The organism is Burkholderia sp. EMB26 (assembly GCF_024730645.1).
In the GTDB taxonomy this organism is placed as follows: domain Bacteria; phylum Pseudomonadota; class Gammaproteobacteria; order Burkholderiales; family Burkholderiaceae; genus Burkholderia; species Burkholderia cenocepacia.
Map to the genome: position 1 here is coordinate 2,973,856 of NZ_CP078071.1, position 22,607 is coordinate 2,996,462.

Genomic DNA, 22,607 nt, shown 5'->3' on the forward strand with positions numbered 1-22,607 from the left:
CGCGATCGGGACCGAATAGTTCCGTCGTTCCGTCGCCGACGATTCGGATCGGCCATGCAGGCGCGCAAGTCGTGTGCCGGACGCAGACCGTCGGCGGTCCGATATCGGACGCAAGATCCCGCTTCCACGATCGTAAGGAGCCTGTCACGCGGGTTTATCGACGCCGGCGCGGGATGCGTCACCCAGCGAGCGCTCGTTCGATCACGATCCACGCGTGCATTCCATCACGGAATTCGGATTCCTGATGAATTACGCCTGCTCGTCATGAAATACCGGCAAGACGTGCTCGGCGATTTCTTCGATGACCTCGCGCACGGGTCGGTCCGAGCCCAGGTTCAGCGTGACATGATGCGTACCCGCCGCGCGCATGTCCCGCAGGATGTCGACCAACGCGCGGCGCCCGGTAGCGTAACCGAGCGACAGCGCGGTGGCCGGCGTATCGGGGTGCGTGGCGAGATCGAGGCGCATCGAGACGCCGAACGCGCGAAACGGCGGCGACGCGAGCCGCTCGACCGCCGCGCGCCACATCGAATAGCGGGCGCGCTGCGTATCCGGATCGCGGTGATACGTCATCCAGCCGATCGAATGCCGGGCGATCCAGTCGACGCTCTGTCCACCCGAGCCGACCGCAAGCATCGGCACCGCGTCGCCGTCGCGCGGCAGCAGCGTGAATTCGGGCGCATCGGGCGGCGCTTCGTCGGGCAGCACGCGCGACGGCACGCCGAGCGCGGCCGCGACGACGTCCCAGTGCGCGCGATAGCGGTCGCGCCGCGTTTGCGCGTCGACGCCGAACGCCGCGTATTCGGGCGGCCGGTCGCCGGAGCCGAGCCCGAGGATGAAGCGCCCGCCCGACAGCGTCGCGACCGACAGCGCACCTTTCGCGATATGCAGCGGATGGCGCAGCGGCAGCACGATCGCGCCGCTGGCGAGCGCGATCCGGCGGGTGCGCGACGCCAGCGCGCCGAGCAGCACCCACGGATCGAGGTGGCCGACCGGGTCCGGATAGTCGGCGCTGTTCAGCGGCACGTCGCGAATCCACAGCGCGCGAAAGCCGAGCGAATCGGCCAGCGCCGCGAGTTCGAGCTGTTCGTTGAAGTCCGCGACGATGTGGCCACTGCGAAGCAGCGGAAGCGTGAGGCCGATCGACAGCCGCCCGGCCGAGAAGACGCGATGCGCGACGTCGGCGCGGGTGGAAGCGGAAGGGGTCATGGCGAGTCCTTGGAGGCGAGGCGACGGGAACGCGCGGCGTTCCGTGTCCGAATGCTAGCGTGTTTGCGCGATGCGCGAGCGGGACGGTTCCGCCCCGCGCTACCCGACCCGCAGCGTCGCGCCACGCAACGCGAGCCCCAGGTGTGACGCCACGCGTTGCGACGCGCGGTTGTCGCGGTCGGTGCTGTAGAACAGCGTGCGCGTGCGCAGCGACGGCAAGCGCGACCACGCGGCGGTGACGGCGGCCGCGAGGCCGCGCCCACGGAACGCCGGCGCGGTCGCGACACCGAGTTCGGCGCCGACGTCGGACAGTCGCGCGGCAAACGCGATCGACGCGATTTCGCCGTCGACCACAGCCGCGCACCACGGCGCCCACAGATCGGCGGCGCTTCGAAACCCCATCGACAGCAGCCCTTCCGGCATGCCGTGCACGGCCAGCGATCGCAGCAATCGTCGACCCGTGTCGCTGTCGCCGTCGACCAGCGTGGCGTGCGCGTCGGTATCGAATTCGAGCGCATGCGGCAACGCATACACGAGGCCGATGTTCCAGTGCGAAACGGGTGCGAGCAATCCGAGATAGCGTTCGAGGTGCGTGGGCGGCGCGTCGTCCGACCACGGCGGTTCACTGTCGGCCACGCGCGTCAGTTCGTCCGCGATGCCGGCGGGTACGTCCGCACGTACGCCGGACAGCGTGCCGCCCGCGCAGCGGCCGAGCCAGAAGCGTGGCGCCGGCGATTCGTCGGGATCGTTCTCGCGTTCGATCCGGCGATCGGGGTGCAGCCTGAACAGCGTGCGGTAGTCGATCTCCAGCCAGTTCTTCGTGTCGGGCATGCGGCGAGTGCGGGTTCCGGTCGGGCGGTGCAGATCTGCGGGAAAGGGCAATGCCGGGCGCTCGCATCCGGTGACGGGGCGGCGCCAATCGTGGGCCGATTGTAAGGCGATTGGCCGCCGCGCGCAGCGCCGACGCGACGATGCCGGCGGCACCGGCGGTGCGTTTCAGTTTCGAAACATTCGGGCTTTCTGACGGGGCGCGATGCCTGCCCGCGGCCTTGCCGGGCCCCGCGAGGCCTTGCGCCATGAAACATGGTGCGCTCCTTGCATGGTGGTATGGGCCGTGAGCGCGATCGCGGGCGCAGTCGACCCGGCAATCGCTTCAGTGGGTCGGATGTATCGGAGACGGGGACAAGAGAATGAAAAAAGACCGAAACGCAACGAATCGTGTTGCAAACATGAATCGCCGACCTGCCAGGGTAGTCGCTTCGTCGCTGATTGCGGCGACGTGAGCGAGCGGCTTTCCGTTCCATCCGAGCAATCGGGTTCGTTCTGAACGACGACGTGCATGCGTGGCGCACGAAGCCGACCGGTGCCGGTCGGCCGTCGCGGATGAGCCGCGAACGCAGGCGGATGGCGTCGGCCCGGATCCCGGAATCGTCATGCCGTGACACCACGCCCGTCGTCGCGCGGCGAACGCGTTTGCGCGATGGGCATCGCATCGGCGTGACGAGCCGGTGGAACGGGATCGGGTCGGGAAGGCCGATGACGCGCCGATGCGCGCGGCAGGCGGAACACGCAGGGTCCAGGGGAACGGCCGTCGATCGCGGTATGACGGGCGTCGCAACATTGTGCTGTCAGTTGATCCACTACCCCGATGGATCAATTGTTGAAGCGCCCGTCGCCGAGCGGCGACGGGCGTCTTTTTGCGTGCGCGGGCGTGCCGTGGCGGCGGTCCGCCCGATCGCACGGCGTTCTGTATCATGTGCTGGCGTGCGTGGCCGCCCGTGCGGGCGCACGGCCTGCCGGCGCGACCGATCACGTTGCCAACATGAACGATAAAGCCTTGCCCGATCAAGCCTTGCCCGATCCCTCCATCGCCGACGTCGATCCGGCCGCGCTCGATGCGCTGCACACGTTCGTCGAGCGTCATCCGCGCCTGCTCGTGCTGACCGGCGCGGGCATCAGCACCGATTCCGGCATTCCCGGTTACCGCGACCGCAACGGTCAATGGATGCGCTCGCCGCCGATCCAGCTCCACGAATTCCTCGGCTCCGATGCCGCGCGGCGCCGCTACTGGGCGCGCAGCATGATCGGCTGGCCGGTCGTGGGCCGCGCGCGGCCGAACGGGTCGCACGTCGCGCTGGCGCGGCTCGGCGGCGCGGGCCGGATCGAACGCCTCGTCACGCAGAACGTCGACGGCCTGCATCAGCGGGCGGGCAGCGACGACGTGATCGAACTGCACGGCGGGATCAACGGCGTGACCTGCCTCGACTGCGGCGCGCATCACGCGCGGGCGACGATCCAGACCGTGCTCGAAGCCGACAATCCCGAGTTGCTGGGCGCGCAGGCCGAGCCGGCGGCGGACGGCGACGCGCATCTCGAATGGGCCGCGCTCGATACGTTCCGCATCCCGGCTTGCCCCGCGTGTGGCGGCCTGCTGAAGCCGGCGGTGGTGTTCTTCGGCGAAAACGTGCCGCGCGAACGCGTGGCGCTGGCGTCGCAGGCGCTCGATGCGGCCGACGCGCTGCTCGTCGTCGGTTCGTCGCTGATGGTGTATTCCGGCTACCGCTTCTGCGTGTGGGCGCAGGCGCAGCACAAGCCGCTTGCCGCCCTCAATCTCGGCCATACGCGCGCCGACCCGATACTGACGCTGAAGGTCGAGGCGCATTGCGCACCCGCGCTCGACGCGCTCGTGGCGCGGCTCGGGCGCAGCAGCGCGGGCGACACGCAGGAGCATGCATCGTGACCGGCGCCGCTTCTTCTTCCGATCCGTCCGCGCGGCTGTCGGCGCCGGCGGCCGAACGCAATCGCGGGCCGATCCTCGACGTGCTGCGGCGCGTGCTGCCGGCGAGCGGCAGCGTGCTCGAAATCGCGAGCGGCACCGGGCAGCACGTCGTTCATTTCGCGCAGGCGTTACCGGGCCTGCATTGGCAGCCGAGCGATCCCGATGCGCAGGCGCGGCGTTCGATCGCCGCGTGGGTTGCGCATGCGGGCCTCGCGAACGTCGCCGGGCCGCTGGCGTTCGACGTGCGCGACACGCCGTGGCCGGTCGCGGCGCTCGACGCGATCGTCTGCATCAACATGATTCATATCTCGCCGTGGGCCTGCACCGACGCGCTGTTCGCCGGTGCGTCGCGCGTGCTGCGGCCGGGCGGCGTGCTGTTCCTGTACGGCCCGTATCGTCGCGAAGGCCGGCATACGGCCCCGTCGAACGAGGCGTTCGACCAGCAGTTGCGCAGCCGCGATCCGTCGTGGGGCGTGCGCGATCTGGAGACCGTGGTCGCGCTCGGCCTCGATCTCGGGCTCGACTGCATCGAGGTCGTCGAGATGCCGGCGAACAACCTGAGCGTCGTGTTCCGGCGCCTGCCGCACGCGGAGCAATGACACGCAAGCGCGCAGCGCCGCCGGGTTTCCACTATCCTTTCGCCTGTGCGCGCGGCCCGGCTCGGGTCGCGCTCCGTTTTTTCCGGAGAATTGACTAATGGGCAAACAAGCAATCGGTGTGATCGGGCTCGCGGTGATGGGCCGCAATCTCGCACTCAATATCGAGAGCCGCGGTTACGCGGTGTCGGTGTTCAACCGCAGTCGCGAGAAAACCGACGAACTGATCGCCGAATTCCCCGGCCGCAATCTGGTGCCGACCTATACGCTCGAAGAATTCGTTGCGTCGCTCGAAACGCCGCGCCGGATCCTGATGATGGTGAAGGCCGGGGAAGCGACCGATGCGACGATCGCCTCGCTCAAGCCGCTGCTCGAGAAGGGCGACGTGCTGATCGACGGTGGCAACACACATTTCACCGACACGATCCGCCGCAACCAGGAACTCGCGCAGTCGGGCCTGCATTTCATCGGCACCGGCGTGTCGGGCGGCGAAGAGGGCGCGCTGCGCGGCCCGTCGATCATGCCCGGCGGCCAGCGCGACGCGTACGACCTCGTCGAGCCGATCCTCAAGCAGATCGCCGCGAAGGCGCCGTCGGACGGCGAGCCGTGCGTCGCGTACATGGGCCCGGACGGTGCGGGCCACTACGTGAAGATGGTCCACAACGGCATCGAATACGGCGACATGCAGCTGATCGCCGAAAGCTACTCGGTGCTGAAGGACGTCGCGGGCCTGACCAACGACGAACTCGGCGCGGTGTACACCGAATGGAACCAGGGCGAGCTCGACAGCTACCTGATCGAGATCACGTCGAAGATCTTCGGCAAGAAGGATGAAGAAACCGGCAAGCATCTCGTCGACGTGATCCTCGATCGCGCCGCGCAGAAGGGCACCGGCAAGTGGACGAGCCAGAACGCGCTGGATCTGGGCGTGCCGCTGCCGCTCATCACCGAGTCGGTGTTCGCGCGCGTGCTGTCGTCGCTGAAGACCGAGCGCGTCGCGGCCAGCAAGATCCTGTCGGGCCCGGCTGCCGCGCCGTTCGACGGCGATCGCGCTGCATTCGTCGAAGCGGTGCGCCGCGCGCTGTATCTGAGCAAGGTGATCTCGTACGCGCAGGGCTTCGCGCAGCTGCGCACGGCGTCGGAAGAATACGGCTGGAACCTCGATCTCGGGACGATCGCGAAGATCTTCCGCGCGGGCTGCATCATCCGCGCGCGCTTCCTGCAGAAGATCACCGACGCGTATGCGAAGGATCCGGCGCTCGCGAACCTGCTGCTCGACCCGTACTTCAAGGACATCGCCGCGAACTACCAGACCGCGCTGCGCGACGTCGTGGTGGCCGCGGTGAAGGCCGGCGTGCCGGTCCCGGCGTTCGCGTCGGCGGTCGCGTACTTCGACAGCTACCGGTCCGAGCGGCTGCCCGCGAACCTCGTGCAGGCGCAGCGCGACTTCTTCGGCGCGCACACGTTCGAGCGCACGGACAAGCCGGGCAGCTTCCACGCCAACTGGTCGTAACCGGCCGGTGGCGGCGGCATTGTTGCGAAAATCTATTCTTTGAATAGGGTTTTTCGATCCCGGATGCCGGCATTGTTGGCTCCGGGGAAACAGTGTTTTCGTTCTTTCATGGTTTTCCCTAGGTGCTGCCGGGACTAAACTCTGTTCCATCGCTGCAGACATGGTGTGTGCGGCGGAGCAAAAAAATCCCGGAGGTAATCATGAAATCGCTGATCGCAACGTTCGCTGCTGCTGCTGTCCTCGCCGTCCCCGCCGTCTCGTTCGCCCAACAGAACGCGCCCGTCACCCGTGCCCAGGTGAAGGCCGAGCTGGTCCAGCTGCAACAGGCCGGCTACAAGCTGGGCAGCGACCGGACCAACTACCCGGAAAGCATCCAGGCTGCCGAAGCCCGTCTGCACCCGCAACAGAACGTCGCCGCTGCCGACACGACCGGCTACGGTGCGCAACCGGCCGCTGGTCAGGAATCGGGCGCGCCGGCCGCGGCCAAGACCGGCTGGCAAGTCAAGCGCATCTCGGATGGCGCACCGGTCTACAAGGGTCGTTAATGGCACGGCCGCGCTGGCGACCGCATCTGACCCCCTGTAGTACGAACACCCCGTCGTACCGCTATGCGGAACGACGGGGTGTTTTCATTGGAACGCGCAATGAATGCGGCGGCGTTCAGTGCAGCGGGCGCCTGCCGCGCCCGATCTCGCGGAACAGCGCCTCGGCCGGTTCCAGCACCTGCAGCCACGTTTCGTCGTAACCGCTCAGCGTATCGAGCGCGTCGCGCAGTCGTTCGATCGCGAGGACCGGCAACTCGACGCTGTGGCGCGTGGCGCCGGTCAGGTGCGTGACGCTCGCCAGCTGAACCAGCGCGTCGGCCGCTTCGGCGACGTCGGTCGCGAACAACAGGTGCCGGTTGAGCAATTCGACCAGACCGCTGGAACCGGCGAAATCGTCGGCGTCGAGCTGCACGGAGAGAAACGTCGCGTTATTCATTGTCTTGCTCCTCGTTGTCGTTGGATCGCGCTGCGCACCACCGAGTATAGGCGGCGATCGAAGCGGAGAATATGACGGGGCCGATACGGCGGGCGAGGGCGGCCGCGCCCGCGAGAAACCCGCAAGCGCCGGCCGGATGGCCCGCCCGGCGCGGCGCGCGGCCCGCCGGGATGCCCGTGCGACGCCGCAAGATTGTTTCCGGATCGGGCAACTGTCGGGGTGTTGACCGCGACAAATGGTATCTTTGCCGGTCGGGACGACGCGAAAAAGGGGCCGGTGAGCTCATCCGCGCCGACGTTCCGCTGTGGAAACTGACGGCCGCGAAAGCGGTCGGATACTGGTTGATCCGGCCGTTCGGCCGGACATCGTGCGTCGCGCGCCGGGGGGCGGTGGGCGGCGCGACGACGCAAATCCGGGAGGACCCTTGAGAGAAACTATTCCCATCCACGACACGCTCACGCGCTGGCTGCCGCAGGCGGCGCTCGTTGCCGCGGCCATCGCGCTGACGGGCTGCACGATGACGCCGTGGACCGACAGCTGGCAACCCGCGCGCCAGCCGGCGCCCACGTCGGCTGCGACGCCGGGCGTGATTGCCGGCTATTACCGCGTGAACCCGGGCGATACGCTGGCGGGCATCGCGAGCGCCTACGGACAGCGCGTGCAGGACGTGGCCAGCTGGAACCACATGGCGCCGACGGACGCCGTGTCGCCGGGCCAGGTGCTGCGGGTCGCGCCGCCGCCGGCGGCCAATGCGTACGGGCAGCCGCCCGCGGCCGCCGCCCAGCCGGGCTCGCTCGCGTGGCCGGCCACAGGTGTCGTCGCGACGCCGTTTGCGGCCGGCAAGTCGCGCGGCGTCGTGATCGCCGCATCCGGGCCCGACCACTCGGTGCGGGCCGCGGCAAACGGGCGCGTGGTGTACGCCGGCTCCGGCGTCAAGGCGTATGGCCCGCTCGTGATCCTGAAGCACGACAACGGGCTCATCACGGCCTACGGGCACAACGGCAAGCTGCTCGTCAACGAAGGCGACGCGGTGCGCCAGGGCCAGCCGGTCGCCGAAATGGGCACCGACGCGAGCGGTCGTTCGACGTTCGAGTTCGAAGTCCGCCAGAACGGCAAGGTCGTCGATCCGATGAACTTCCTGCCGCGCAACGGCGGCTGATCGTCGGTATCGCCACGTGTGCGCCGGGCGGCGCACACGGTCGAACCGCTTCCATCTTCATCCTTCCTTAAGCGTCGCGCTGCCAGACTGTCTCGCATGATTGCCGAGCCAGCGAATGCCCAGTGCGAGCGCCGCCGCGCCGAGCGCGATCAGCGAACACTGGATCGCGACGGGCAGATAGCCGTGCGGCCGCGGATCGACGAACGGGTAGGGATACCAGTCCTCCACCGCGCCGCGCACGAGCGTATAGCCGAGATAGACGACCGGAAAGCCGAGCCACGCGAACGCACTGCGGCGCGGAATCGGCGAGCGCGGTTCGACATACAGCCAGTCGCACAGCATCACGAGCGGCACGATTCGGTGCAGTACCCAGTTGTTGAACGCCGGCGTGACGTGGCGCAGCGCATCGAGCCGCGCGAGCAGCAGCTCGTAGACGATCGCGGTGATCAGCACGTACAGCACTGCCGCGCCGCGCATCGATTCGTAGCGGGCCGAGCCGGGCCGCGCGATGCGCCACAGCCCCGCGGCCAGCATCGCGGCCGCGTAGAGGCTGCTCAGTTGCGTGAAGTAGCTGAGGTAGTTGCCGAGATGGAAGCTCGGCAGGCGCCAGTAGTCGGCGACGCTGTGCAGCGTGGTGGACACCGCGAGCAATGCGGCGATCAGCCGGTAGGCTGCAACGAAGAACGCTTTGCTCATGATGCCCGCGCGCCGTCGCACCAAAGCTTCATCGTGCCACAGCCGCCCGGGCGCGCGATGCGGATTTTCCATAGGCCGGCCGCGCGCGGCGCGCGTTGACGATTCGTCGGATATTTGACCGCGCCGTGCAAAACCGGCCGCCCGCGCGGCTACAATCGTCACAGCCTTGCCGGGCGCAGGCCGGCTGCAGCTGGCGCCCCTCCCCGAATACAACACGAGACGAAGCATGAAAAACATCCTCGCGAAACAGACGCGCTACAGCTCGCCCGCGATCTTCTTCCACTGGGCCATCTTCCTGCTGGTCGCGCTGGCCTACCTGGCCATCGAGATCCGCGGACCGAAAGGCAGCGACAGCCGGGCGTTCTGGATGAACGTGCACCTGACGGCCGGTACGTTCGTCCTCGTGCTGTCGGTGCTGCGCGTGCTGTGGCGACTGGTCAGCCGCGCGCCGGAAGCGATTCCGCAGGCGACGTTGCTGCGCTGGCTGTCGAAGCTCGCGCATCTCGCGCTCTACGTGTTCATCATCGCGCAGCCGCTGCTCGGCATCATGATGATCAACATGGGCGGCAAGCCGGTGTCGCTCGACTGGCTTGGCGTGTCGTTCACGCTGTTCGGCCCCGACAAGGCGCTGCGGCCGACGATCAAGGAAGCGCACGAGCTGATCGGCAACGCGTTCTACTTCGTGATCGGCCTGCATGCGCTGGCCGCGCTCTACCATCACTTCATCCGGCGCGACGACGTGCTGCGGCGCATGGCGCCCTGATCATCGCGCGTCCGAAGCGCATCGCAGGCGGGGGCGCATGGTTGTGTTGACAACCATGCGCCCCCGGTTCGTTTACCGTCGTCGGCACTGGTCATCGCGTTGAACATTCTGTAACATCTCGGCTGTTTTTACATTCCGCTTACTCGTCGCCGCACATGCTGCACCGACATCGTCACCTGACTGCCTGGCTTGGCCTGCTCGCGATCTGGATCGCGATCGCCGCGCCGCTGGTGTCGCAGTGGCGTATCGCGCAGGCGGCCACGCCCGATGCGATCGTCTGCAGTACCGAGCATGGCGCGCATCGTGCGCCCGCTGCCGGCGGCATGCACGATCATGCGCTGCATCTCGACGCGTGCGGCTACTGCGGCTTCTTCGCTCATAGCCCGGCCATCGGCGCGCCTGCCGCCGCGTCGGTCGGCGCCGTTCCCGTCGTTTCCGTTTCCGTCGCCGCGCCGCCTGCCGTCGCGGCGCGCAGCGACCGCTATCCGCGCGCCTATCCGCGCGCACCGCCCGAGCGCGCCTGACGCGTTTCCCGCCGTTTCTCATTCCGCCGATATCCGTGCGGCCCGTCGAGGCCGCGTGGAGGGCGTCACTCGGGCTTTCGATCATGACCAATTTCCAGTTGCGTGCACCACAGGCGTCACGCAATGCCCGTGCGCGGCCCTTGCCGCGCATGCTGAAACTCACCGTTCCCGCGCTGGCTGTCGGCGCGCTGGCCGCGAGCGCCGCCGCGGCCGAAACGGCGCCTGCGGCCGGCGCGACGGCGAACGACGCCGCGATGCTGTTGCCGCCCGTCGAAGTCGTCGCGGCGCCGCTGTCGACGCCGCTCGTCGTCGTCACCGATCCGAAGGCGCCGCGCCAGCCGCTGCCCGCCAGCGACGGCGCCGACTACCTGAAGACGATCCCCGGCTTCACGTCGATCCGCAGCGGTGGCACGAACGGCGACCCCGTGCTGCGCGGGATGTTCGGTTCGCGGTTGAACATCCTGGCGAACGGGATGCCGACGCTCGGCGCGTGCCCGAACCGGATGGATGCGCCGACGTCGTACATCGCACCGGAAAGCTATGACAAGGTGACGGTCGTGAAGGGGCCGCAGACCGTGCTGTACGGTCCCGGCGCATCGGCCGGCACCGTGCAGTTCGAGCGTGTGACGCCGCGTTTCGAGCGCCCCGGCATGCGCTTCGAGGGCAGCCTGGTCGGCGGATCGTTCGGCCGCAACGACCAGAACATCGACCTCACTGCCGGCACGCCGGACGTCTATGGCCGCGTGACCGCGAACCACGCGCATTCGCAGGACTACCAGGACGGCAACGGCAACACCGTGCCGTCGCAGTGGGACAAGTGGAACGCCGATGCGGCGCTCGGCTGGACGCCCGACGACCATACGCGCGTCGAGCTGACCGCCGGCACGGGCGACGGCTACGCACGCTATGCGGGCCGCGGGATGGACGGCGCGCATTTCCGCCGCGAGACGTTCGGCCTGTCGTTCGACAAGCGGCATCTCGGCGACGTGCTCGACCGGATCGAGGCGCGCGTGTACTACAACGAAGCCGATCACGTGATGGACAACTACACGTTGCGGCAGCCCGACCCCGCGAGCAGCATGCCGATGCGGATGGCCGCGGACGTGCGGCGCCGCACGGTGGGCGCGCGTGCGGCCGCGACGTTCCGCTTCGGCGACGACTTCAAGCTCGTCACGGGCGTCGATGCGCAATCGAACCGGCTCGATTCGCGCTCGTCGATGGGGCAGCAGAACTACCGCGACCAGCCGTGGGATGCGCAGGCGACCATGTGGAATGCGGGCGTGTTCAGCGAGCTGACGTGGTATGCGAGCGACGTATCGCGCGTGATCGGCGGCGCGCGCGTCGACTATGCGAGCGCACGCGACAAGCGCGCGATGAAGCGCGGCATGATGATGAGCAAGCCGAATCCGACGTTCGACGACGATCGGACGAAGGTGCTGCCGAGCGGCTTCGTGCGCTACGAGCGCGATCTCGCGTCGCTGCCCGTCACGTGGTACGCGGGAATCGGCCACGCGGAGCGTTATCCGGACTACTGGGAACTGTTCTCCGCGACGCGCGGGCCGACCGGGTCGGTCAACGCGTTCTCGGCGGTACAGCCGGAGAAGACCACGCAGCTCGATATCGGCGCGCAATACAAGAGCGACCGGTTCGATGCATGGGTGTCGGCGTACGCGGGCTACGTCCAGGACTTCATCCTGTTCGACTATGCGACCGGCATGATGGGCCCGACCACGCAGGCGACCAACGTCAACGCGCAGATCATGGGTGGCGAGGCCGGCGTGTCGTGGCGGCCGGTCGCGCCGCTGCGCGTCGAGACGTCGCTCGCGTATGCGTGGGGGCGCAACGTGGCGAGCGGCGATCCGCTGCCGCAGATGCCGCCGCTGGAGGCGCGCATCGGGCTTGAATACACGCGCGGCGCCTGGTCGGCGGGCGGCCTGTGGCGCATCGTTGCGTCGCAGCATCGCTATGCGCTGAACGAGGGCAACGTGGTCGGCAAGGACTTCGGCCCGAGCGCCGGATTCGGCGTGCTGTCGCTGCATACGCAGTACAACGTCAGCAAGACCGTGCAGATTTCGGTGGGGGTCGACAACGTGCTGAACAAGGCCTACACCGAGCATTTGAACCTTGCCGGCAACGCGGGTTTCGGCTATCCGGCGAATGCGCCGGTGATGGAGCCGGGGCGTACCGCGTGGGTACGCGTGAGCGCGAAGCTGTAGCGCGCCACGCGCGTGTGCGCCGCAGCATGCGCGTGCCTGCACGCCGCCCCGCCCGAACGGGCGGGGCGCGTCAACCGATTAGAGAACCGTATCTAGTCGGGGCGCAAACGTTCGCGAGTCGTGCTTCACTCCGCATTCGACACACGAGGTCCGTGCGAGGCGGCGTGCGTGTCGATCCGGTGTCATTCGCACCGGCAGCACAATAATCAGGAGAACATGCATGGCCAAATCGATGCGTTCCAGGGTAATGGCAGGGGCAGTGGCATGCGCGATGAGCGTCGCGCCGTTCGCGGGGACGACCGCGTTGACGACGCTCGCGACGACGCACGCGGCGATGGCGGCAACCGCGCCCGCCGACGACTATGCGACGACGCGCTATCCGATCATTCTCGTGCACGGGTTGACCGGCACCGACAAGTACGCGGGCGTACTCGATTACTGGTACGGCATCCAGGAAGACCTGCAACAGCATGGCGCGACCGTGTACGTCGCGAACCTGTCGGGCTTCCAGAGCGACGACGGCCCGAACGGGCGCGGCGAACAGCTGCTGGCTTACGTGAAGACGGTGCTCGCCGCGACCGGCGCGACCAAGGTCAATCTCGTCGGTCACAGCCAGGGCGGGCTGACGTCGCGCTATGTCGCGGCCGTCGCGCCCGATCTCGTCGCGTCGGTGACGACGATCGGCACGCCGCATCGCGGCTCCGAGTTCGCCGACTTCGTGCAGGACGTGCTCGCATACGATCCGACCGGACTGTCGTCGACGGTGATCGCCGCGTTCGTCAATGTATTCGGAATCCTGACGAGCAGCAGCCACAACACGAACCAGGACGCACTCGCGTCGCTGAAGACGCTGACGACCGCGCAGGCCGCCACCTACAACCAGAACTATCCGAGCGCGGGCCTCGGCGCTCCCGGCAGTTGCCAGACCGGCGCGCCGACGGAAACCGTCGGCGGCAACACGCATCTGCTGTATTCGTGGGCCGGCACGGCGATCCAGCCGACGCTGTCGCTGTTCGGCGTGACGGGGGCGACGGATACGAGCACCGTTCCGGTCGTCGATCCGGCGAACGTGCTCGACCTGTCGACGCTCGCGCTGTTCGGCACGGGCACGGTGATGATCAACCGCGGTTCGGGCGAGAACGACGGGCTCGTGTCGAAGTGCAGCGCGCTGTACGGCAAGGTGCTGAGCACGCGCTACAAGTGGAACCATATCGACGAGATCAACCAGCTGCTCGGCGTGCGCGGCGCGTATGCGGAAGACCCGGTCGCGGTGATCCGCACGCATGCGAACCGGCTGAAGCTCGCGGGCGTGTGATCGATGGCGGCACGTGAAGGGCGCGCGCCGCTCGTGCGGCGCGCTGCGATCTACGGGGGCGTGGGGCTCGCGGCAGTCGCCGGCGTCGCGATGTGGAGCGGTGCGGGATCGCATCGCGGCACGGGCGCAGCGGGTGATGCGCCGGAGGCGGCCGCGGTGGGCGGCGTGGCGGTCGCCGCATCGCAGGCCGCGGTGCCGGCGAGTGCGGGCGTGCCGCCGTCGCTCGCCGGTTCCAGTGCGCCGCGGTTGCCGCTCGATGCAGGCGGCCATCTCGCGAAGTCGCGCACGGTGCGCGATTTCTTCGACTATTGCCTGACCGCGCGGAGCGACCTGAGCGCGGCCGCGCTCGATGCGTTCGTCGTTCGCGAGATCGCCGCGCAGCTCGACGGCACGGTCGCACAGGCGGAGGCGCTCGACGTGTGGCATCGGTATCGCGCGTATCTCGATGCGCTCGCGACATTGCGCGACGCCGGTGCGGTCGACAAGTCCGATCCCGGCGCGTTGCAGCTCGCGCTCGATCAGCGGGCGTCGATCGCGTACCGCACGCTCGGCGACTGGAGCCAGCCGTTCTTCGGCGCGGAGCAGTGGCGGCAGCGCTATGACCTCGCACGCTTGAAGATCACTCAGGACCGCTCATTGACCGATGCGCAGAAGGCCGAACGGCTCGCGGCGCTCGAGCAGCAGATGCCGGCCGACGAACGCGAGGCGCAGCAGCGGGTGGATCGGCAGCGCGCGGCGATCGACCAGATCGCGCAATTGCGGAAGAGCGGCGCGACGCCCGATGCGATGCGCGCGCAACTGACGCAGACGCTCGGACCCGAGGCGGCGGCGCGCGTCGCGCAGATGCAGCAGGACGATGCGTCGTGGCAGAGCCGTTACGCGGATTATGCGGCGCAGCGTGCGCAGATCGAGTCGGCTGGCCTGTCGCCGCAGGACCGCGACGCACAGATTGCCGCGCTGCGGCAGCGCGTGTTCACGAAGCCCGGCGAAGCCGTACGCGCGGCGTCGCTCGATCGCGGCGCGGGCAGCGCGCATTGACCCGGGTGTCGCCGCGTGTGGCGGGCTTCATGCCGCGCGCGTGATGTCTCGCGGCAGATGTTGCTCGATGGTATCGGCGAGCGTATCGAACGCGGGCCGGATGCCTTCGTGCGCGACGCATGCATAGCCGAGCAGCAGGCCCTGCCGCGCGGTGTTGAGGTTGCTGTAGTAGCTGGTCAGCGGGCGCACGATCACGCCGGCGTCGAACGCGCTCTGCGTGACCGCGCGATCGTCGCACGCATCGGGCAGGCCGAGCACCAGATGCAGGCCGGCCTCGTCGCCCATCACGGGCAGCGCCTCGCCGAAGCGCGCCCGGATCGCGTCGATCATCAGTTGCCGGCGCTCGCCGTACAGCGTGCGCATTCGTCTGACGTGCGAAGTGAGGTGGCCGTCCATGATGAATTCGGCGAGCACGGCCTGCTGCATCAGCTGGCCTTCGCGGTACAGCTCCGACAACCCGGTGCGGAAGGTGTCGACCAGGTGCTCGGGCACGACCATGTAACCCATCCGCAGCCCCGGGAACAGCATCTTGCCGAGACTGCCGACGTAGATCACGCGGCCGCCGTCGTCGAGACCCTGCAGCGACGCGAGCGGGCGGCTGCCGTAACGGAATTCGCTGTCGTAGTCGTCCTCGATGATCCAGCAGCGGTGCTGGCGTGCATATTCGAGCAGCATGCGGCGCCGCGCGAGGCTCATCACCATCCCGAGCGGGTACTGGTGCGACGGCGTGACCAGCACGAGCCGAGGCGGGTGCTGCATGTCGCTCGCGCGCGGGTCGAGCCCTTCCTGGTCGACCGGCACCGGCGCGAGCGTCAGGCCGGCCGCCTGCAATACGCTGCGCACGCCCCAGTAGCACGGTTCCTCGACCCACGCACGATCGCCGATGTCGGACAGCAGCCGCACCGCGAGATCGATCGACTGATGGATGCCCGTCGTGATGATCACCTGGTCCGGCGAGCATTTGACCGAGCGCGCGACGCGCAGGTAATCGGCGAGCGCACGCCGCAGCGGCCGGTAGCCGCCGCCCGGCGCATAGGTCAGCAGCTCCGGATTGGCCTCCTTCCACAGCCGCGCCTGCAGGCGGCTCCACGTGCGGCTCGGGAATTCCGACACGTCCGGCACGCCCGGCATGAACGCACCCCACTGGCGCCGCGAGACGCCCGCATGCTCGATCAACTGCCGCCCGCGCATCGACAGGCTGCCCTGTGCGTCGGGCGCCGGCAGTTCGTCGGCGGCTGACGGCGGCGGCGTGGCGCCCGGCACGCGGATCGCGGCGGCGTCCGGCCGCGTGTCGGCCACGTAGGTGCCGCTGCCGGTCGTCGTCAGCACGTAGCCTTCGGCCGTCAGCTGGTCGTACACGTGCAGCACCGTATTGCGCGCGATCGACAGGTCGCCCGCGAGCGTGCGCGAACTCGGCAGCTTTGTCCCTGGCCCCAATTCCCCGGTCAGGATGGCCTGCTGCATCAGTTGCAGCAGCTGCCGGTACATCGGTTCGGGCGAGCTGCGGTCGATGCGGGCGGACAGCCAGTCGGCGACGATCACGGTATCCAAAGTGGTCCTACTAGGAATATTGAAATGGTTCCCTAGTATAGAACCGTGCGCGCCGTATAGTGGCTCGCATCTCAAAATCAATTGGCGCGGAACCAGGGGACAGCACGATGAAGTCCGATGATGTGATCGTCAGCTTTCGCGGCGTGCGGAAGACCTACGACGGCGAAACGCTCGTCGTCAAATCGCTCGACCTCGACATCCACCGCGGGGAATTCCTGACGCTGCTCGGGCCGTCCGGCTCGGGCAAGACCACCTGCCTGATGATGCTCGCCGGCTTCGAATTCCCGACCGGCGGCGAGATCCGCCTCGACGGCGAGCTGCTGAACAACGTGCCGCCGCACAAGCGCAACATCGGCATGGTGTTTCAGAACTACGCGCTGTTTCCGCACCTGACGGTCGAGCAGAACGTCGGGTATCCGCTGACGGTGCGCAAGCTGCCCGCCGGCGAGCGCGCGGAGCGTGTCGCGCACGCGCTGAAGATGGTGCAGATGGAGCGCTTCGCGAAACGCTATCCGGCGCAACTGTCGGGCGGCCAGCAGCAGCGTATCGCGCTGGCGCGCGCGCTCGTGTTCGAGCCGAAGCTGGTGCTGATGGACGAACCGCTCGGCGCGCTCGACAAGCAGTTGCGCGAACACATGCAATACGAACTGAAGGCGCTGCACGAAAAGCTCGGCGTGACCTTCGTGTATGTGACGCACGACCAGGGCGAGGCGCTGACGATGTCCGATCGCGTCGCCGTGTTCGACAAGGGCATCGTGCAGCAGCTCGACACCGTCGACCGCCTGTACGAATCGCCGTGCAACGAATTCGTCGCGAACTTCATCGGCGACAGCAACCGGCTGCGCGGCACCATCGCGCGCGTCGACGGCGAATTCTGCGAATTCCGGCTCGACGACGGCACGAAGCTCGTCGGCCGCCATATCGGCGAAGCCGCCGAGGGCGCATCCGCTGTCGCGTGCATCCGCCCCGAGCGCATGAGCCTCGCCGCGCACGGCGCGAACGGCATGAATGGCGGCGCCGCCAATTGCGTGAGCGGCGAGGCGCGCAGCCTCATCTATTTCGGCGATCACGTGCGCATGCGCTGCGCACTGCCGGGCCAGGACGAGTGCTTCGTGAAGGTGCCGCTCGGCACCGGCGCGCTCGACGCGTTCTCGCCCGGCGCCCCGGTCTCGCTTGCGTTCTCGCCCGAACACCTGCGCGTGTTCGCGTGAGCATGGTTTACCCGCTTTTCCGCAGCACGTCGTCAACAACAAAGCCCACTTCCACCACGAGAGGAGAGGAACCATCATGAAACGAGCAAGCTTTACCGCGCGCCGTACGGCACTCGCGCTGGCACTGGTCGCGTTCGGCGCATCGGCCACGGCTGCCGAGCTCACGGTCGTCAACTTCGGCGGCGCGAACGGCGACGCGCAGAAGGTCGCGTTCAACCAGCCGTTCGAGAAGGCGACCGGCAACAAGGTCACGGCCGTCGAATACAACGGCGAGCAGGCGAAGGTGAAGGCGATGGTCGAGGCGAAGCACGTCAACTGGGACGTGGTCGAAGTCGAATCGGGCGACCTGAACCGCGGCTGCGACGAAGGGCTGTACGAGAAGCTCGACTGGTCGAAGATCGCGAAGAAATCCGACCTGATTCCGGAAGCGCCGCAGGTGTGCGGCGTCGGCTTCTTCGTGTGGTCGACCGCGCTGTCGTACAACGCGGACAAGCTGAAAACCGCGCCGACGGGCTGGGCCGATTTCTGGAACGTGAAGAAATTCCCCGGCAAGCGCGGGATGCGCAAGGGCGCGCGCTACAACCTCGAATTCGCGCTGATGGCCGACGGCGTCGCGACGAAGGACGTCTACAAGGTGCTCGGCACGAAGGCCGGCCAGGATCGCGCGTTCAAGAAGCTCGACGAGCTGAAGCCGTACATCCAGTGGTGGGAAGCGGGCGCGCAGCCGCCGCAGTTCCTCGTCGCCGGCGACGTCGTGATGTCGACCGCGTACAACGGCCGCATCGACGCCGCACAGAAGGAAGGCAAGAACCTGAAGGTCGTGTGGAACGGCAGCATCTACGACCTCGACTACTGGGCGATTCCGAAGGGCTCGCCGAACAAGGCGCTGGCCGAGCAGTACATCGCGTACTCGCTGACGCCGAAGCCGCAGCAGGCGTATGCGCAGCACATCGCGTACGGCCCGACGAACGTCGCCGCGATCAAGGCGCTCGACGCGAAGACGCTCGCGAATCTGCCGAACTCGCCGGCCAACGGCAAGAACGCGGTGCTCGAGGACATCGGCTTCTGGACCGACCACAGCGACGAGCTCGAACAGCGCTTCGCCGCGTGGGCAACGAAGTAACCGGTCAGGCATCCTCACGGGTGTCGTGATGCAACCGGCCGCGCGACGCGTCGATCGCGTCGCGCGGCATGCCGCCGGAACGTGTCCGGCCGGAGAGACCAGTTGAATACGATGACGATCGCGCCTTCCTCGCCGTCGACCGCCGCGCTCAAGCGCGAGCTGAAGGCCGCCGAGGCCCGCAAGCGCACGATGGCGCTGCTGCTGGTCGCGCCGCTCGCGATTTTCCTGCTGCTGATTTTCGTCGTGCCGATCGGCACGCTGCTCACGCGCGCGGTGCAGAACCCGGAGATCGCGACCGCGTTGCCGAACACGGTCGCCGCGTTGTCGGGCTGGGACCGCAAGACGCCGCCGGCGGACGCCGCGTATGTCGCGCTCGCGGCCGACATGACGAAGGTGGCCGACAGCGAGGCGATGGGCGCGCTCGCGCGGCGCCTGAACACCGAGATTCCCGGCTATCGCTCGCTCGTCGCGAAGACGGCGCGCGCGATGCCGCTGAAGGGCGACAATGACGCGGCGCTGACGCCCGCGCAGACGCGCGCCAAATTCATCGACGTCGATGCGCGCTGGGGCGACGTCGCGTACTGGCAGGCGATCGCGAAGAACGGCAGCCAGGTGTCGCCGTTCTACCTGCTCGCCGCGCTCGATCACAAGCAGGACGGCTTCGGCCACATCGTGCAGGCCGATCCCGACCAGTCGATCTACCTCGCGATCTTCGGCCGCACGTTCGTGATCGGCGTCGCCGTCACGCTGTTCGCGCTGCTGCTCGGCTATCCGCTCGCGTACTGGATCTCGACGCTGTCGGAACGACGCGCGAACCTCGTGATGATCCTCGTGCTGATTCCGTTCTGGACGTCGGTGCTCGTGCGCGTCGCCGCGTGGATCGTGCTGCTGCAGAGCGAAGGGCTCATCAACACGGCGCTGATCGGCAGCGGGCTGGTCTCGCATCCGCTGACGCTGCTGTTCAACCGCGTCGGCGTGTACATCTCGATGACGCACATCCTGCTGCCGTTCATGATCCTGCCGCTCTACAGCGTGATGAAGTCGATCCCGCCGACCTACCAGCGCGCGGCCGTGTCGCTCGGCAGCCATCCGTTCGCCGCGTTCTGGCGCGTGTACGTGCCGCAAACCTATCCGGGCGTCGGCGCGGGCGCGCTGCTGGTGTTCATCCTCGCGATCGGCTACTACATCACGCCCGCGCTGCTCGGCGGGCCGAACGACCAGATGGTCAGCTACTACGTCGCGTACTTCACGAACGTGACGATCAACTGGGGCATGGCGTGTGCGCTCGGCGGGCTGCTGCTTGCGGCGACGCTCGTGCTGTACGCGGTGTACGGGCGCTTCACGCGCACCAACGTGAGCCTCGGCTGAGCGCCGGGCACAGGGAAACGGGAAGGGGATGCCGACCATGAAACTCGCCAGGCCGCTGTTCGCGCCGCACATGTCGTTCGTCGAGCGCGCGTGGTACGTCGCGTTGCGCGTGCTCGTCGTGCTGACGCTGCTGTACCTGATCCTGCCGGTGCTCGCGATCGTGCCGCTGTCGTTCTCGTCGAGCACGTTCCTCGTCTATCCGATTCCGGGTTTCTCGATGCGCTGGTACGAGAACCTGATCGCGTCGGACGAGTGGCGCATGGCCGCGAAGAACAGCTTCATCGTCGCGCCGTCGGCGACCGTCGTCGCGACCGTGCTCGGCACGCTCGCCGCGATCGGCCTGACGAAGGCCGATTTCCGCGGCAAGGGGCTGCTGATGGCCGTGCTGCTGTCGCCGATGATCGTGCCCGTCGTCGTGGTCGGCGTCGGCATGTACCTGTTCTTCGCGCCGCTCGGGCTCGCGAATACCTACACGGGGCTGATCGCCGCGCACGCGGCGCTCGGCGTGCCGTTCGTCGTGACGACGGTGGCCGCGACGCTGCAGGGCTTCAACCAGAACCTCGTGCGCGCGAGCCTGTCGCTCGGCGCGAGCCCGGTGTCGACCTTCTTCCGCGTGACGCTGCCGGTGATCGCGCCGGGCGTGATGTCGGGCGCGCTGTTCGCGTTCGCCACGTCGTTCGACGAAGTGGTCGTCACGCTGTTTCTCGCGGGCGCGGACCAGACGACGCTGCCGCGCCAGATGTTCACGGGCATTCGCGAGAACATCAGCCCGACGATCGCCGCGCTCGCCACGATCCTGATCATCTTCTCGACGAGCCTGCTGCTCGCGCTCGAATGGCTGCGCGGTCGCAATGCGCGGCGGGCAGTGTCGTAAATAGCGGCGGTCGGCCGCGCGCCGTCCTGCAGGTTGCGAGACCGCCGCTCGTTGCGTCTTCATCGGTGCCGCTCGTTCGACGCGGCATGCCGAATCTTTCGTTTCGCTGACTGACGGCGCGGCCGCCTGCACGTTCGGTGCGGCTCTGCAACAATACGGCTCGCGGTGCCGCGCGTTCCGTTCTTGCCGCACGGAGCGCGCGTCGCCGCGCCGCTCAATCCGCGACGCCGCGCGTCGCTCGTCAGCCGAGCCCATCTTGTCCGAATTCGCTTCCCCCGCCGGCGCCCACGAGCCGGCCGTCAACTGGCGCGCGATGTCCGCCGTGCTGCTGGCCGTCGCGCTCGCGACGCTCGACACCGCGATCGCGAACACCGCGCTGCCCGCCATCGCGACCGACCTGCATGCGTCGCCGGCCGCGTCCGTGTGGATCATCAACGCGTACCAGCTCGCGATGGTCGCGACGCTGCTGCCGTTCGCGTCGCTCGGCGACATCGTCGGTCACAAGCGCGTGTATGTCGCGGGGCTGGCGGTGTTCACGCTGGCGTCGCTCGGTTGTTCGCTCGCGTCGACGCTGCCGATGCTGACGGCCGCGCGCATCGTGCAGGGCTTCGGCGCGAGCGCGATCATGAGCGTCAACGTCGCGCTGATCCGCGGCCTGTTTCCCGCGCATCGACTCGGGCGCGGCGTCGGCTTCAACGCGCTCGTCGTCGGCGTGTCGTTCGCGGTGGGGCCGACGATCGCGTCGCTGATCCTGTCGGTAGCCGCATGGCCGTGGCTGTTCGCGGTGAACGTACCGCTCGGCGTGTTCGCGCTCGCGGTGGCGATTCCGTCGCTGCCGCAGACGGCGCGCGGCAAGCACGTGTTCGATCCGGTCGCCGCGCTGTTCAACGTGATCACGTTTGCGTCGCTGATCTTCGCGCTCGGCGAATTCGCGCAGCGCGGGCCGTTCTCGATCGTGTGCGCGGCGGCCGCGGTGGCATTCGCGTTCGGCTGGCTGCTGATCCGCCGTCAGGCCGGGCATCCGGCGCCGATGCTGCCGGTCGACCTGTTCCGCCGGCCCGTGTTCACGCTGTCCGCGCTGACGGCCGTCTGCGCGTTCGCCGCGCAGGGCCTCGCGTTCGTGTCGCTGCCGTTCTATTTCGAAACCGTCCTGCATCGCAGCGCGGTCGAAACGGGGTTCCTGATGACGCCGTGGTCGGCGATCGTCGCGCTCGCCGCGCCGATCGCGGGGCGGCTGTCGGATCGTTATCCGCCCGGGCTGCTCGGCGCGATCGGCCTGGCGTTGCTGAGCGCGGGCATGGTGTCGCTCGCCGCGCTGCCGGTATCGCCGGGCGTCGTCGACATCGGCTGGCGGATGATGCTGTGCGGTGCGGGCTTCGGTTTCTTCCAGTCACCGAACCTGAAGGCGCTGATGTCGAGCGCGCCGCCCGAGCGCAGCGGCGGCGCGAGCGGGATCATCGCGACCGCGCGGTTGATCGGGCAGGCGACGGGGGCGGCGCTGGTCGCGCTGTCGTTCGGCATTGCGGGCCGTCACGGGCCGACGCTTGCGTTGATGCTCGGCGCGGGTTTCGCGGGCGCGGCGAGCGTCGCGAGCGGGCTGCGGCTGTTCGCGCCGTCGCATCGGGCCGGCGCACCGGTCGTGTCGGAGCGCGTGAAGGAGCCGGCGACGGAGTAGGGGACGGGGCGGTCAC

At 68.2% G+C, this 22,607-nt stretch carries 20 protein-coding genes; 15 read left to right on the forward strand and 5 right to left on the reverse strand.

The annotated features are described in order from the left end of the window. Window positions 1-249: 249 nt before the first annotated feature. Both KU887_RS30135 and KU887_RS30140 read right to left on the reverse strand, forming a co-directional pair. A complete protein-coding gene (locus tag KU887_RS30135; protein WP_006495981.1) occupies window positions 250-1,209 on the reverse strand; it encodes an LLM class oxidoreductase in 960 nt (319 codons plus the stop codon). Between the two features lie 99 nt (window positions 1,210-1,308). Then, window positions 1,309-2,040 (reverse strand): GNAT family N-acetyltransferase, encoded by a 732-nt coding sequence (locus tag KU887_RS30140; protein WP_163124049.1) that lies wholly within the window; start codon window positions 2,038-2,040, stop codon window positions 1,309-1,311. A gap of 1,006 nt (window positions 2,041-3,046) precedes the next feature. On the opposite strand from KU887_RS30140, the gene KU887_RS30145 reads away from it, so the two are divergent. The 4 genes from KU887_RS30145 to KU887_RS30160 all read left to right on the forward strand — a co-directional run bounded on the left by KU887_RS30145 (window position 3,047) and on the right by KU887_RS30160 (window position 6,642). Continuing rightward, the gene (locus tag KU887_RS30145; RefSeq protein ID WP_375167906.1) at window positions 3,047-3,949 is read left to right on the forward strand and encodes an NAD-dependent protein deacetylase; all 903 of its coding nucleotides are present in this window, start codon (window positions 3,047-3,049) and stop codon (window positions 3,947-3,949) included. Then, on the forward strand, window positions 3,946-4,587 hold the full coding sequence (locus KU887_RS30150; protein ID WP_060268306.1) for a DUF938 domain-containing protein: 642 nt from the start codon (window positions 3,946-3,948) through the stop codon (window positions 4,585-4,587). The genes KU887_RS30145 and KU887_RS30150 overlap by 4 nt, the downstream gene beginning before the upstream one ends. Before the next feature lie 97 nt (window positions 4,588-4,684). Next, window positions 4,685-6,097 (forward strand): NADP-dependent phosphogluconate dehydrogenase, encoded by a 1,413-nt coding sequence (gene gndA / locus KU887_RS30155; RefSeq protein ID WP_006479382.1) that lies wholly within the window; start codon window positions 4,685-4,687, stop codon window positions 6,095-6,097. 200 nt (window positions 6,098-6,297) lie between these two features. Beyond that, on the forward strand, window positions 6,298-6,642 hold the full coding sequence (locus KU887_RS30160; RefSeq protein ID WP_212157847.1) for a DUF4148 domain-containing protein: 345 nt from the start codon (window positions 6,298-6,300) through the stop codon (window positions 6,640-6,642). Window positions 6,643-6,757: 115 nt separating this feature from the next. Here the strand turns inward: KU887_RS30160 and KU887_RS30165 are convergent, their stop codons facing one another. Beyond that, a complete protein-coding gene (locus KU887_RS30165) occupies window positions 6,758-7,078 on the reverse strand; it encodes a hypothetical protein (RefSeq protein ID WP_006485139.1) in 321 nt (106 codons plus the stop codon). 424 nt (window positions 7,079-7,502) lie between these two features. On the opposite strand from KU887_RS30165, the gene KU887_RS30170 reads away from it, so the two are divergent. Further along, complete coding sequence (locus KU887_RS30170; RefSeq protein ID WP_080324264.1) at window positions 7,503-8,237, forward strand: peptidoglycan DD-metalloendopeptidase family protein; 735 nt, start codon at window positions 7,503-7,505, stop codon at window positions 8,235-8,237. A 57-nt stretch (window positions 8,238-8,294) separates the two neighbouring features. Here the strand turns inward: KU887_RS30170 and KU887_RS30175 are convergent, their stop codons facing one another. Then, window positions 8,295-8,933, reverse strand: coding sequence for a Pr6Pr family membrane protein (locus KU887_RS30175; protein ID WP_012493201.1), 639 nt, complete (start codon window positions 8,931-8,933; stop codon window positions 8,295-8,297). Between the two features lie 226 nt (window positions 8,934-9,159). On the opposite strand from KU887_RS30175, the gene KU887_RS30180 reads away from it, so the two are divergent. From KU887_RS30180 to KU887_RS30200, 5 genes are all read left to right on the forward strand, one after another. Next, entirely contained in the window at window positions 9,160-9,696 is a 537-nt protein-coding gene (locus KU887_RS30180) for a cytochrome b (RefSeq protein WP_006483770.1), read from the forward strand. Window positions 9,697-9,851: 155 nt separating this feature from the next. Further along, the gene (locus tag KU887_RS30185) at window positions 9,852-10,220 is read left to right on the forward strand and encodes a DUF2946 domain-containing protein (protein ID WP_006483774.1); all 369 of its coding nucleotides are present in this window, start codon (window positions 9,852-9,854) and stop codon (window positions 10,218-10,220) included. An 83-nt stretch (window positions 10,221-10,303) separates the two neighbouring features. Continuing rightward, the gene (locus KU887_RS30190) at window positions 10,304-12,436 is read left to right on the forward strand and encodes a TonB-dependent copper receptor (protein WP_258256776.1); all 2,133 of its coding nucleotides are present in this window, start codon (window positions 10,304-10,306) and stop codon (window positions 12,434-12,436) included. A 220-nt stretch (window positions 12,437-12,656) separates the two neighbouring features. Then, window positions 12,657-13,751, forward strand: a complete 1,095-nt coding sequence (locus tag KU887_RS30195) for a triacylglycerol lipase (RefSeq protein WP_006495972.1) — start codon at window positions 12,657-12,659, stop codon at window positions 13,749-13,751. 3 nt (window positions 13,752-13,754) lie between these two features. Next, the gene (locus tag KU887_RS30200) at window positions 13,755-14,789 is read left to right on the forward strand and encodes a lipase secretion chaperone (protein ID WP_080324262.1); all 1,035 of its coding nucleotides are present in this window, start codon (window positions 13,755-13,757) and stop codon (window positions 14,787-14,789) included. Between the two features lie 27 nt (window positions 14,790-14,816). On the opposite strand, the gene KU887_RS30205 is transcribed toward KU887_RS30200, so the two are convergent. Then, window positions 14,817-16,340: a PLP-dependent aminotransferase family protein gene (locus KU887_RS30205; RefSeq protein ID WP_258256779.1), complete on the reverse strand. Its 1,524-nt coding sequence runs from the start codon at window positions 16,338-16,340 to the stop codon at window positions 14,817-14,819. A gap of 107 nt (window positions 16,341-16,447) precedes the next feature. Between KU887_RS30205 and KU887_RS30210 the strand changes: the two genes are divergently transcribed. The 5 genes from KU887_RS30210 to KU887_RS30230 all read left to right on the forward strand — a co-directional run bounded on the left by KU887_RS30210 (window position 16,448) and on the right by KU887_RS30230 (window position 22,591). Continuing rightward, window positions 16,448-17,551 (forward strand): ABC transporter ATP-binding protein, encoded by a 1,104-nt coding sequence (locus KU887_RS30210; protein ID WP_012493203.1) that lies wholly within the window; start codon window positions 16,448-16,450, stop codon window positions 17,549-17,551. 76 nt (window positions 17,552-17,627) lie between these two features. Continuing rightward, window positions 17,628-18,674, forward strand: coding sequence for an ABC transporter substrate-binding protein (locus tag KU887_RS30215; protein WP_006487757.1), 1,047 nt, complete (start codon window positions 17,628-17,630; stop codon window positions 18,672-18,674). 111 nt (window positions 18,675-18,785) lie between these two features. Continuing rightward, entirely contained in the window at window positions 18,786-20,042 is a 1,257-nt protein-coding gene (locus KU887_RS30220) for an ABC transporter permease (RefSeq protein WP_077020960.1), read from the forward strand. A gap of 37 nt (window positions 20,043-20,079) precedes the next feature. Further along, on the forward strand, window positions 20,080-20,916 hold the full coding sequence (locus KU887_RS30225; protein WP_012493204.1) for an ABC transporter permease: 837 nt from the start codon (window positions 20,080-20,082) through the stop codon (window positions 20,914-20,916). A gap of 256 nt (window positions 20,917-21,172) precedes the next feature. Beyond that, entirely contained in the window at window positions 21,173-22,591 is a 1,419-nt protein-coding gene (locus KU887_RS30230) for an MFS transporter (RefSeq protein WP_069357720.1), read from the forward strand. Window positions 22,592-22,607: the final 16 nt, after the last annotated feature.

Excerpts from the sequence above, each read along its gene's own strand:
- KU887_RS30220 (WP_077020960.1), top strand. The coding sequence starts at position 18,786 with ATGACGATCGCGCCTTCCTCGCCGTCGACCGCCGCGCTCAAGCGCGAG.
- KU887_RS30180 (WP_006483770.1), top strand. The coding sequence starts at position 9,160 with ATGAAAAACATCCTCGCGAAACAGACGCGCTACAGCTCGCCCGCGATC.
- KU887_RS30195 (WP_006495972.1), top strand. The coding sequence starts at position 12,657 with ATGGCCAAATCGATGCGTTCCAGGGTAATGGCAGGGGCAGTGGCATGC.
- KU887_RS30140 (WP_163124049.1), bottom strand. The coding sequence starts at position 2,040 with ATGCCCGACACGAAGAACTGGCTGGAGATCGACTACCGCACGCTGTTC.
- KU887_RS30200 (WP_080324262.1), top strand. The coding sequence starts at position 13,755 with ATGGCGGCACGTGAAGGGCGCGCGCCGCTCGTGCGGCGCGCTGCGATC.
- KU887_RS30210 (WP_012493203.1), top strand. The coding sequence starts at position 16,448 with ATGAAGTCCGATGATGTGATCGTCAGCTTTCGCGGCGTGCGGAAGACC.
- KU887_RS30225 (WP_012493204.1), top strand. The coding sequence starts at position 20,080 with ATGAAACTCGCCAGGCCGCTGTTCGCGCCGCACATGTCGTTCGTCGAG.
- KU887_RS30185 (WP_006483774.1), top strand. The coding sequence starts at position 9,852 with ATGCTGCACCGACATCGTCACCTGACTGCCTGGCTTGGCCTGCTCGCG.
- gndA (WP_006479382.1), top strand. The coding sequence starts at position 4,685 with ATGGGCAAACAAGCAATCGGTGTGATCGGGCTCGCGGTGATGGGCCGC.
- KU887_RS30190 (WP_258256776.1), top strand. The coding sequence starts at position 10,304 with ATGACCAATTTCCAGTTGCGTGCACCACAGGCGTCACGCAATGCCCGT.
- KU887_RS30175 (WP_012493201.1), bottom strand. The coding sequence starts at position 8,933 with ATGAGCAAAGCGTTCTTCGTTGCAGCCTACCGGCTGATCGCCGCATTG.
- KU887_RS30165 (WP_006485139.1), bottom strand. The coding sequence starts at position 7,078 with ATGAATAACGCGACGTTTCTCTCCGTGCAGCTCGACGCCGACGATTTC.
- KU887_RS30160 (WP_212157847.1), top strand. The coding sequence starts at position 6,298 with ATGAAATCGCTGATCGCAACGTTCGCTGCTGCTGCTGTCCTCGCCGTC.
- KU887_RS30215 (WP_006487757.1), top strand. The coding sequence starts at position 17,628 with ATGAAACGAGCAAGCTTTACCGCGCGCCGTACGGCACTCGCGCTGGCA.
- KU887_RS30135 (WP_006495981.1), bottom strand. The coding sequence starts at position 1,209 with ATGACCCCTTCCGCTTCCACCCGCGCCGACGTCGCGCATCGCGTCTTC.